This is a genomic window from Marinobacter halodurans, assembly GCF_004327985.1.
In the GTDB taxonomy this organism is placed as follows: domain Bacteria; phylum Pseudomonadota; class Gammaproteobacteria; order Pseudomonadales; family Oleiphilaceae; genus Marinobacter_A; species Marinobacter_A halodurans.
Window position 1 is genome coordinate 1 of the sequence record NZ_SJDL01000063.1, and the last position, 9565, is coordinate 9565.

Genomic DNA, 9565 nt, shown 5'->3' on the forward strand with positions numbered 1-9565 from the left:
CCGTCGGGCCAGTGGTAGACCAGCTTGACGTGGTAAGGGCCCGATCCCGGCGCAGGTGTTTCCGGAACGGGACGCTCTGGCGAACGGCTCACGGGCTCGATGGCCGGCGCCAGGGAGTCGGAGCGGGTGAAAGCCCCCCGCGCTCCGCTGGGCCAATGCTGTTGTAGACGATGCCGGAGTGTCGGTGGCAAGTCGTTACGCAGCAGGTCAGGGCTCGCCCTGGATTCCGTGAACAGTTCAAAACCAGGCCCATAGCGGCTGGCGAGCACAAGTCGCCCTTCCTGCAGGTCGTCCAGCAGCTTGCGTTTCTGGGTGTCGGTCAGGTTGCCGCTTTGCGAAAAGTCCGCATCCGGCGGCAGGTCGATATGGTGGCCCTGGTAGCCCCGGGTAAAATAATCCCGGGCAATGTCCACGGCATTAGACGGATGCAACAGCGTGGGTAGTATGGCTTCGGTAAAACCATAGCCGCCCGTGACGTAGAGCTCGTAGGACATTGCGATGGCTTCCTTGTCCTGTGTGTCCTTGGGTCCTTTTCACAGCACGGGGAATGCTATGGCGTTGTTGGCGGGATGGCAAGAGGATAAAAGGTGTTAGAGCGCATATTAATTGATCAACTCTGACGCCATGGCCCCAGTACGATAAAATCCGCCGAGCTAAAGGAATTGGCTTCAAAGTGGATTTGAATACGGACGTTGCAATGCCCAGGAAAATTAAATCGATCTGAGCCCGGGCTCCTGCTAGTAATTTGTTGCCACAATTCGTCATCTTTCAGACGGCGTTTTTGCACTTTTAGCTCATAGCATGTGAATAGACAGTAGTCCTGAATCGGATGAGGGGGTCTATCATGTGCAATGCTTGGAATCATCATGCGGGCTGCGATTGTGGCTGGGGTCGTGACGGTTGGCTCGGAAGTGGTAGGGCTCGAGGGTATTTAACATTGCGGGCGCACAACGTAGGCAGGCCCAGCTACGAGTCTTACTCGAGCTATGTTAATCCGAACGCCTCATGCCCTGTATGTGGGGCTCAAGTATTTTTCTATCAATCGATCGATGGAGGCCGTGTTTTTTTCGACGAGCCAGGGCCTCCTTGGTATAAGCATCCCTGCACGGACAATGGCGGATCTCGCAGTATCAGCTCCAGTGGAGCTACCAACAGAGACCGTTCTACGCCATCTTGGAAGGCTGAAGGTTGGCGACCGGTTTTTCTTACCAACAAGATCGAAATCGATAAATATTTTTTAAAGCTCAAGGGGCTTTGGAAAGAAGAGCGGCTAGAGCTTTTTCTTTTCAAGGAAAACTGTCGCAGCATAGCTGGAGTGCAGGTTATTGGTCCTCATGACATTGCCTATCTGCGCAGAGTTCATTCGGGAGAATACGAACTCTCATACTTGGATAAAGGCTTCAGAGAGATTCGAGTAAAGTGTTTTCGCTCTCAAATAGATGCTCGGCTGGCCGCACCAATCAAGCATTAGCAATAAATGGTGGCCCCATTGGCCAGCCGCATCAAATAAAAATCGATCTGAACTAGCCCCAGTTATACGGACCCCTTTCAAGGAGGCCTGACAACAAACCGTCATGCCATAAAGCAAAAGGGCCGCCCCGAATATCCGTTTGCTCAGGACGACACATGCTCAGCGACAATCGCCCGCATCTGGTCCTTGTCCAGGAAATCGGTGTCGATCTTTATCGCCTTGCTATCGTCCAACACCAGGAACACAAAGAACTTCTGGTCGTCGCCCGGAAAATAATACGCTTGATACTGATCACCCTGCCAGACGCCGGATTGGCTACTGACGTCGAAGACGGTCCGGAAGCTATTAACGGCGTCTAGATCGCAGGTGTTTTCGCTCGATAATTCGAGCACTTGCTGAAAAAACTCGGAATAGCTACAGCCGCCGTTGTCGATTCCGCTCTCATCGGAGAATGCGACAAACTGTTCGCCGGGCGTCGTGCTGTATTTGAAAGCGAGGAAGCCCTGTTCGCCTTCGACCGACCCGACAGCGACAACACCCGTGGGGATATAGAAGTTAAGGCCGGAGTAGACCACTTTGACACGATCGGCGCTGCCGGTCGTAGCGCAGCCAGTCAGTGCGAGAGCACATATCGCGGTTAGCAGAAAGCGCATCTTGCCAATCTCCCTTTGGCAATTGTTTTGATATTCCTGGAAAAACGCGGGTGAAGTTAGCATACCGCTAAAAACGCAGCCACCACCCTGCGCGATATTCAAGGTAGGTTATTGGCCAGCTTGGATGTCCGAGAAATTGGAAAACCGGGACACTCATTAGCCCGCCGAAGGGCGTGACGCCCAGCCACTGTTCTGCATGACTGATCTTGGCCCATACTCCAGTGTGCGCGGGACCCAACGGCGTCGCCGGTCCGGCTGGAAACACCTCGCCGCCGCCCGGGCAAATTCGGGCTGGCCGGACCCGCGAAATCCGGTACCCTTGGGGCATAAACCATTCCCCGCCAGGGACGACGTCGAGCATGTGCGAACTGCTGGCCATGAGCGCCAATACCCCCACCGACCTGTGTTTCAGTTTCACCGGCCTGACCCGTCGTGGCGGGGCCACCGGTCCCCACAAGGACGGCTGGGGTGTCGCCTTCTACGAGGGGAAGGGCGTACGGGCCTTCCACGATGTGGATGCCAGTGCCAATTCCCGCATCGCCGAGGTGGTCCAGACCAGCCCGATCAAGAGTGAGGTGGCCATTTGCCACATCCGTCAGGCCAATGTGGGGGAGATCTGTCTGGCCAACACGCACCCGTTTATCCGCGAACTCTGGGGGCGGTACTGGGTCTGTGCCCATAATGGCCAGATTACCGGCTTCCGACCGGCGCCGGGTTACTACGAGCCGGTTGGCAGCACCGACAGTGAGGCGCTGTTCTGCGATATTCTGAATGACCTGCGACGCCACTGTGACCGTGACACCGCCACCGAGGTGATTGTCGGCCGGCTGGTGGAACGGGCCCGGAGCTATGCCCGTCAGGGGGTGTTCAACCTCCTGCTCAGCAACGGGGATTGGCTCTTTACCTTCTGCAGCACCAAGATGGCGAGCATCACCCGCCGCGCGCCCTTTGGCCCGGCGCGACTGAAAGACGCCGATGTCATCGTCGATTTCGAATCGGAAACCACCCCTGACGACGTGGTCAGTGTGATTGTGACCGAGCCCCTGACCACGGATGAGACCTGGGACATCTACCAGTCCGGTGAGTGGCGCCTCTGGCGCCAGGGCGAAGTCATCATGCAGGGAAGCGCAGGCCCCAACTAAGAGAGCGCCTGGAAAAACCGGGACAGATATATTTTTTGGATACTATACTGTGCGGAAGCTGAATGCTGCCAAGTGCAGCCTTGTTCCCAATTTTCGTTCGCTCACACCCGATCAATAATCCCACACAACGCATCCAACCCATCGCTCAGCGCAGACCTTTGCGACGCACACCGTTTTTGCCTTGGGCTGTCTTTGTCGAAAACGCTGTTCAGAAATCCGTTAGGGCTTCTGTTTTTTGACGTTATCGGCTCATTTCGAAAAATATCGACCCCAAAAGAGCTATTAAACAATCATGACGAGAAAGACATTAGGTTTAACTCGAAAACGAAACAAAGACGCTAAACCAGTGGCTGAGAAAGCCGAAGCTGAGCTTAAGGTTGAAGGTGAGGTTGATCCACAAAAACGTTTTTTAAATGCGGTGGCTATCAATCCAGCGCCGGGAATTCGCTTGGAGTCTGGTTCAGAACAACTCACGGTGCGCGCGATGGATTTGATCACGCCGATTGGAATGGGGCAGCGAGGTTTGATAGTGGCACCGCCGGGGTCTGGAAAATCGACGGTTTTAAAACATGTTTGCCAGGCGGTGGGAAAGGCGTATCCCGAGATTAAACTTTACGCGTTATTGATCGATGAGCGGCCTGAAGAGGTCACTGATTTCAGGCGTAGCGTCCCGGCTGAGGTACATGCTTCTTCTTCGGATGAAAGCTATGCTCATCACGTTCGCGTTGCCGATGAGCTTCTTGATATCGCCCGCAAACAAGCGGGCGGGGGTCATAACGTCATGATCGTGATCGATTCTCTCACGAGGCTTTCGCGTGTACACAATGCGGAGCGAAAGAGCAGCGGTCGTACTATGTCTGGCGGGGTGGATGCTCGAGCGATGGAGATCCCGCGGAGGTTGTTTGGCGCTGCACGAAACATTGACAATGGCGGCTCGCTGACCATTTTGGCAACCGTTTTGGTGGATACCGGCAGCCGTATGGACCAGGTTATCTTTGAGGAATTTAAGGGCACGGGGAACATGGAGCTGGTTTTATCGAGAGACGTCGCGAATCAGCGAATCTTTCCCGCGCTGGATATTTCGAAAAGCAGTACGCGTCGTGAAGAGCTGCTGTTGGATCCAAAAGATTTCGACAAGATAAGAGCATTGCGCCGGGCGCTTGGCGGTCTCAAACCGCTCGAGGGCACCAAAAAGCTGGTTGAGCTGCTTGAGAAATACCCCACAAATGCCGAGCTTCTGAAAAACATCCCCGGGCCAGGGTGATGTTTTGGTGATCGCCGGCCATCACACGGTCTTGCCTTGAATCCATGAGCTGTCCTGAGGTTCTCAACCTTCAATTAATGAATTAATGGGGCAGAGCGCATACTTAGGGTCCTGTTGATCGGCAAAGACGGCGGTATCAAAAGCCGGGAGTCCAGTCTCGATCTTGACGCTGTTTTCCGCCGTATTGACGCCATGCCCATGCGCATTCGCGAGATGCGCACCAGCGATTAAAGCGGCGGAACGGCCATCGAATTCAAGGCTCCACCGGCATAGAGAGCCGGTCCCAATCGATTTTCTGAGTACCCTCTCGCCGGCTTAACGACCTTGCAGCTGCCCCACATAGGCGGCAATAAAAGCCGTTTCCTGAAACGCCTTCAACCCCGTGTCGGCAAATGCAATGGGCAGCGGGTTGGAGGCCAGGGTGGATTTGATCAGAGCCGGGGGCAGCAGGGTCACCGTCAACTCAATACCGGTGATCAGTTGAATGGCCGCTTCCATCTTAAAGCTGATGGCACCACCGGCAAATTTGCCTTTTGGCATCCGCTCTTTGATCGCGACACGGGTGACTCCGTACTCGGCCATTAATTCCGCAAACGCCGCCTGGAACCGCTTCAGATCTTCACGGCTGTGGTTTTTCGGTAGGGACAGTTTGCGGACCTTGCACTCCGGCAGGTTGAACTGCCCCCTGTCCATACTCAGCAAACACACCACCGCATCGCTGCCCGTCAGCTCAACCCCGCAAACAATCATAACCATCGCCCTCTGTGCCCGGACTGTTGTCAGCCACAGCACTTCTTGAATTTGATACCACTACCGCAGGTGCAAACGTCGTTGCGGGAGGGTGATTTTGCCGTAGTGACGGTCCCGCCTTTGTTCAGGATAGCGGTGAGCTCGTTGATGGATTCAACGGCGCCCTCGCGGGTATCAACCGAAATAGTCGCGTGCAGCTTGGCCCTGGCCACCTGTGCCTCAACTTCCTGCTTGCGTGCTTCACTGGTCACTACCAGCGTTAGCGGATACTTCCGGCTGCCACTTTTTTGGCTGGCGTTGGTCTGAAAGCCGCCGTAAGCGGTGTGGTGCTGGCGAGCGTCCTGCCGACCCTTGTAGAAAAATTTATCTGACATCGCGACATCCTGGTGAGGAGAATACCCGAGCTTTTGCCGGGAGGAGTCTTTTAGCACGCTTGCGGGAACGGCGATATAGGCAGATGTCATTTCCGGAGACAACGGAAGGGGCAGATTGAACCAGCCCCGCTTTCACGTTCATCGATTGTCCATGTCACCGGGTTGTGACCCGACCCCGGGCTGAGCGATTGACTCCGTATCAAGAACAGACAAAAGCCCCTCCGTTTGGAAGGGCTTGTGAGGCGTGCGACTGTCAGTCGTCAATTCCCGAAAAAACTGGCCAGTTGGCCGGCGACTGTATCGGGGGCCTCCTCCGGCGGAAAGTGCCCGCACTGCTCGATCACGCCGCCCTCAACCCGGTCGGCGATATCCCGCATCGTGGTGTAGAGCCGGTTTCCGACTCCGCCGTCTGCACCCCAGGCCATCACCGGCATGGCCAGCTTTTTGTCGGCGCGTAGCCGGTTCTGTTCGAGTCCCCCGGCATTGAACAGCGTGCGGTAGTAGGCAAACGCGGCCCGCATGGCGCCCGGCGCGCTGAATAGGCGCGTGTATTCATCCAGGTCCGCCGGGGTGATGGCGGCGGGGTTGCGTGTCTTGGTTCTGAACAGCCAGTCCAGATAGGGCCGCTCGCGCCCACGGATCAACAGTTCCGGGAGGTCGTCCAGCCGGTTGAAGCCGAAGTGCCAGGTCCGCACGTTGGTGGTCTCATCGGGAATGCCGCCGGGGCCGGCCGGGCTGATGCCGGGCAGGGCTGCATCGTAGAGCGCCAGTCGGCGGATATCGTCCGGCCAGTCCGCGGCCCAGGCGTAGGCGATCCAGGCGCCGATATCGTGTCCGGCCACATTCAGGGCGCCGTTGTCGGTCAGTCCCAGGTGCCGGGCAAACCGGTGCAGGTCGTGGGCGACCGTTGCCAGGTCATAGCCGCCGAGTGGTTTGTCCGAGTCGCCGATGCCCCGCGGGTCGACGGCAATCACCCGGTGGCCGCTTGTCGCCAGCCTTTCCATGACGTGGCGCCAGGTGTACCAGCTCTGCGGCCAGCCGGGGATCAGCAGGATGGGATCGCCCGCCCCGCCTTCGACATAGTGCAGGCGGATATCGTCCAGAACGGCGTAGTTGTGGCTGAAGCGGTTCCAGAAAGAACCGGGATCAAACGCAGGCAAGGGTGCTGTGGCGTGCGCGTTTTGCTGAATCTGTTCAGTCATGAGGAAAGCCTCTGGTCTGGAAAGGTGCATCAAGCGGGGGATGGCGCCCGGCGTCGAAGACGCCACAGGGCGAGCAGGGCGATGGCAATCAACACCATGATGGCCGCTGTAAAGGTGATGCCGGCGTCCCGCAGTCCAAATGCCTCGACGGCGAGCCCGAGGCTCACAATCGGTACCGAGATGGCAATGTAGGCAATCACGAACAGCAGCGAGGTCACCTCCGCCTTTTTTCCAGACGGGCTGGCGCCGGCCAACGCCGCGATACTGGCGGCAAAAATGGCGCCCTGGCCGGCACCGGCGATCAGCGCGGCCGCGATAAGTGCCAGCAGGGCGCTGCAGGCAATCGACAGCCCGAGCAGCCCGACACCGATGAGCAGTGCCACGCAGGCCAGGGGCAGGCGCATCGAGTCCGGTATGCGACGCTGCACCGTCTGGCCGGCGAGGGACGCGGCAAAGACGGTGAAAACCACCACGCCGATACCGGCCCGATTGGTCAGGCCCAGAACCTGACCCATGACCGCCGGAGCCAGCGAGGTAAACAGGCCAAGTACCGCGAAGCCGGCAAAACAGCCCACGGCGGCCGGCAAGAACAGCGGGCGAACTTCCGGCGGCAATCCCAGGGGCTGGCGTCGCAACTGCAAACGGGGCGGCGGTGTCACGGTTTCGGGCAGCCGCCACAGCAGCACTGCGGCGACCAGGATCAGGGCCAGGTGCAGCAGGTAGGGGAGGTGAAGCGGCCAGAACGCATATTGGGAAAGGAGGCCCGAGATCAATGGCCCCATTCCCAGGCCGCCCATATTGGCGACGCCGGCGGCCAGTGTTGCCCGGCCGCGTTGTTGCAGGGGCGCCAGCTCGATCACCGCGATGGTCGCCGTCGCGGTGAACAGGCCCGCAGAGATGCCCGACAGCAAACGGGCCAGCAGCAGGATCGGGAGCGAGCCCTGGTACAGGAACAGCAGGGCGCTCAGGGCGGACGCGATCAGACCGGCGAAAATTACCGGACGGCGCCCGACCTGGTCCGACCAGGGGCCGGTGGTCACCAGCGCGCCCAGAACCCCCACGGCGTAGGTGGCAAAGATGATCGAGACGGTGAGATTGCTGAAGCCGAAGGCTTCCTGGTAGAGCGGATACAGCGGCGCCGGCACGGTGGTGCCCGCCATGTTGATGGCGAATATCAGCGCCATCAACAGAAAATAATGCGATGGGAGTGGCTGCGACTCTGTGTCGTCGGTGTGTCTGTTATCGGCGGGCATACGGCCTGTTTCCTGTCAGGAGATCATCGTTGGTTCGATGGTCTGGTGTGCCACCGGTCAGGTGGCTGTTCGGGTGATGTGAAGTGTCACCGATGCGCTGCCTTGCCGGTAGACGGCTGACGGGAAAGACTGTTATACACTCGGCGTATGAGCGAACTGAATAGTCTGACAATAGATCGTATAGAGCTGATGCGCACATTCGTGCGGATCGTCGATAGCGGCAGTCTCTCGGCAGCAGCCCGGCAGCTCGGCACGACCCAGCCCACCATCAGCCGCCGCCTGAAGACCCTGGAAAAACTGCTGGGAACCGAGCTGATCCTGCGCAGTACCCACGGCCGGAAGCTGACCGACGATGGGGAGCGCTGCTATGCCCACGCGAGAACGCTGATCGAGCAGTGGTCCGAGCTGGAAGACGGCCTGCGGGGTGCGGGAGAGGAACCGATGGGGCGCCTTCGGGTGCGCGCTCCCCATGCCTTTGGCCAGGATCAAATGATCCGGCCACTGAGCCGTTACCTGCAGCGCTATCCCGGGGTGTCCATCGACTGGATGCTGAACGATCATTCGCCCGATTTTATCGCCGACAACATCGACTGCGCGATCCATGTGGGCAGCGTGACGGACCCGTCGGTGATCGCGGTCCTGCTGGCGGAGGTGCCGCGTATTGTGGTTGCGGCGCCGGGGTTGCTCGAGCAATCTCCGCCCATTGAACAGGTGCGGGATCTGGAACGGCTTCCCTGGGTCGCGTTGAGCACCTATTACCGAAACGAGGTGACCCTGGTCGATCGGCGGGCTGACCGTTCACAGCAACTCAATATCCGGCCCCGGGTCAGTACCGACAGCCTTTATGCCCTGCGCCAGAGTGCGCTCGAAGGCTTGGGGGTCGCGATCGTGTCGACGTGGATTGTGCAGGAAGACCTGGAGGCCGGGCGCCTTATCCGTATCCAGCCGCAGTGGTGTGCGCATCCGCTGCCCATTTATCTGCTGTACCCCTACGCCGCCTATTACCCGGCCCGGCTGCGCACCTTTATCGACCTGATGCGCGAGGTCATGCCAATGATGGCGGGCACGCGCCCACCGGGTGTGTAGAGACGGTAGTTGATGGCGTCTGAAACAGGAAACAGATCTCTCCCGGTTTTTGGCACTGGTTTTGTTAAGAAGCCAATCATCAAATGACGATTGGCTCCTCACTCCTGCGCGATTTCCAGAACCCGACTAATGGGTGACCCCTTTCAAGACCCCCCGGTTTACTCCCTAAAGCCAGGGAGCCCCTGTTCTTCCCTCCAGTTTTTAACGATTTCTGTAATTCGTCGGCCCTGCAAAAGAAAAACTGAAATAAAGACAATGAGTTGGCTTTGTTTCAAAGTATAATATCCAGCATAAATCGCCCTGTTTCACTCAGAATCCGGAAGAAATGCCCATGATCCCACGGGATAAACGCCAGGCTCCGCAGCGAGAT

Annotated in this window: 10 protein-coding genes; 4 read left to right on the forward strand and 6 right to left on the reverse strand. The window is 58.1% G+C overall.

What is annotated here, in order from left to right; translation table 11 throughout:
- Positions 1 to 494, reverse strand: a 494-nt coding sequence (locus tag EZI54_RS22475; protein ID WP_131484116.1) for a hypothetical protein, incomplete at its 3' end; no start/stop codon positions are given.
- 1120 nt (positions 495 to 1614) lie between these two features.
- On the reverse strand, positions 1615 to 2124 hold the full coding sequence (locus tag EZI54_RS22480; RefSeq protein ID WP_131484117.1) for a hypothetical protein: 510 nt from the start codon (positions 2122 to 2124) through the stop codon (positions 1615 to 1617).
- A 359-nt stretch (positions 2125 to 2483) separates the two neighbouring features.
- On the opposite strand from EZI54_RS22480, the gene EZI54_RS22485 reads away from it, so the two are divergent.
- The 3 genes from EZI54_RS22485 to EZI54_RS22495 all read left to right on the forward strand — a co-directional run bounded on the left by EZI54_RS22485 (position 2484) and on the right by EZI54_RS22495 (position 4761).
- Positions 2484 to 3266, forward strand: coding sequence for a class II glutamine amidotransferase (locus EZI54_RS22485; RefSeq protein WP_131484118.1), 783 nt, complete (start codon positions 2484 to 2486; stop codon positions 3264 to 3266).
- A 292-nt stretch (positions 3267 to 3558) separates the two neighbouring features.
- Positions 3559 to 4530, forward strand: a complete 972-nt coding sequence (rho, locus tag EZI54_RS22490) for a transcription termination factor Rho (protein ID WP_131484119.1) — start codon at positions 3559 to 3561, stop codon at positions 4528 to 4530.
- A gap of 114 nt (positions 4531 to 4644) precedes the next feature.
- Positions 4645 to 4761 carry a DUF4174 domain-containing protein gene (locus EZI54_RS22495; RefSeq protein ID WP_242674565.1) on the forward strand — a complete coding sequence of 39 codons (117 nt, stop codon included), beginning with the start codon at positions 4645 to 4647 and terminating at the stop codon, positions 4759 to 4761.
- An 84-nt stretch (positions 4762 to 4845) separates the two neighbouring features.
- Here EZI54_RS22495 and EZI54_RS22500 read toward each other — a convergent pair whose 3' ends face one another.
- The 4 genes from EZI54_RS22500 to EZI54_RS22515 all read right to left on the reverse strand — a co-directional run bounded on the left by EZI54_RS22500 (position 4846) and on the right by EZI54_RS22515 (position 8109).
- Complete coding sequence (locus tag EZI54_RS22500; protein ID WP_131484123.1) at positions 4846 to 5280, reverse strand: DUF3010 family protein; 435 nt, start codon at positions 5278 to 5280, stop codon at positions 4846 to 4848.
- Between the two features lie 29 nt (positions 5281 to 5309).
- Positions 5310 to 5654, reverse strand: coding sequence for a PBPRA1643 family SWIM/SEC-C metal-binding motif protein (locus EZI54_RS22505; protein WP_131484120.1), 345 nt, complete (start codon positions 5652 to 5654; stop codon positions 5310 to 5312).
- Between the two features lie 260 nt (positions 5655 to 5914).
- The gene (locus EZI54_RS22510) at positions 5915 to 6856 is read right to left on the reverse strand and encodes an alpha/beta fold hydrolase (RefSeq protein ID WP_131484121.1); all 942 of its coding nucleotides are present in this window, start codon (positions 6854 to 6856) and stop codon (positions 5915 to 5917) included.
- A 29-nt stretch (positions 6857 to 6885) separates the two neighbouring features.
- Entirely contained in the window at positions 6886 to 8109 is a 1224-nt protein-coding gene (locus tag EZI54_RS22515) for an MFS transporter (RefSeq protein ID WP_242674566.1), read from the reverse strand.
- 189 nt (positions 8110 to 8298) lie between these two features.
- On the opposite strand from EZI54_RS22515, the gene EZI54_RS22520 reads away from it, so the two are divergent.
- Entirely contained in the window at positions 8299 to 9195 is an 897-nt protein-coding gene (locus EZI54_RS22520) for a LysR family transcriptional regulator (protein ID WP_207389317.1), read from the forward strand.
- Positions 9196 to 9565 lie beyond the last annotated feature (370 nt).

Excerpts from the sequence above, each read along its gene's own strand:
- EZI54_RS22480 (WP_131484117.1), bottom strand. The coding sequence starts at position 2,124 with ATGCGCTTTCTGCTAACCGCGATATGTGCTCTCGCACTGACTGGCTGC.
- EZI54_RS22485 (WP_131484118.1), top strand. The coding sequence starts at position 2,484 with ATGTGCGAACTGCTGGCCATGAGCGCCAATACCCCCACCGACCTGTGT.
- rho (WP_131484119.1), top strand. The coding sequence starts at position 3,559 with ATGACGAGAAAGACATTAGGTTTAACTCGAAAACGAAACAAAGACGCT.
- EZI54_RS22500 (WP_131484123.1), bottom strand. The coding sequence starts at position 5,280 with ATGATTGTTTGCGGGGTTGAGCTGACGGGCAGCGATGCGGTGGTGTGT.
- EZI54_RS22505 (WP_131484120.1), bottom strand. The coding sequence starts at position 5,654 with ATGTCAGATAAATTTTTCTACAAGGGTCGGCAGGACGCTCGCCAGCAC.
- EZI54_RS22510 (WP_131484121.1), bottom strand. The coding sequence starts at position 6,856 with ATGACTGAACAGATTCAGCAAAACGCGCACGCCACAGCACCCTTGCCT.
- EZI54_RS22515 (WP_242674566.1), bottom strand. The coding sequence starts at position 8,109 with ATGCCCGCCGATAACAGACACACCGACGACACAGAGTCGCAGCCACTC.
- EZI54_RS22520 (WP_207389317.1), top strand. The coding sequence starts at position 8,299 with ATGCGCACATTCGTGCGGATCGTCGATAGCGGCAGTCTCTCGGCAGCA.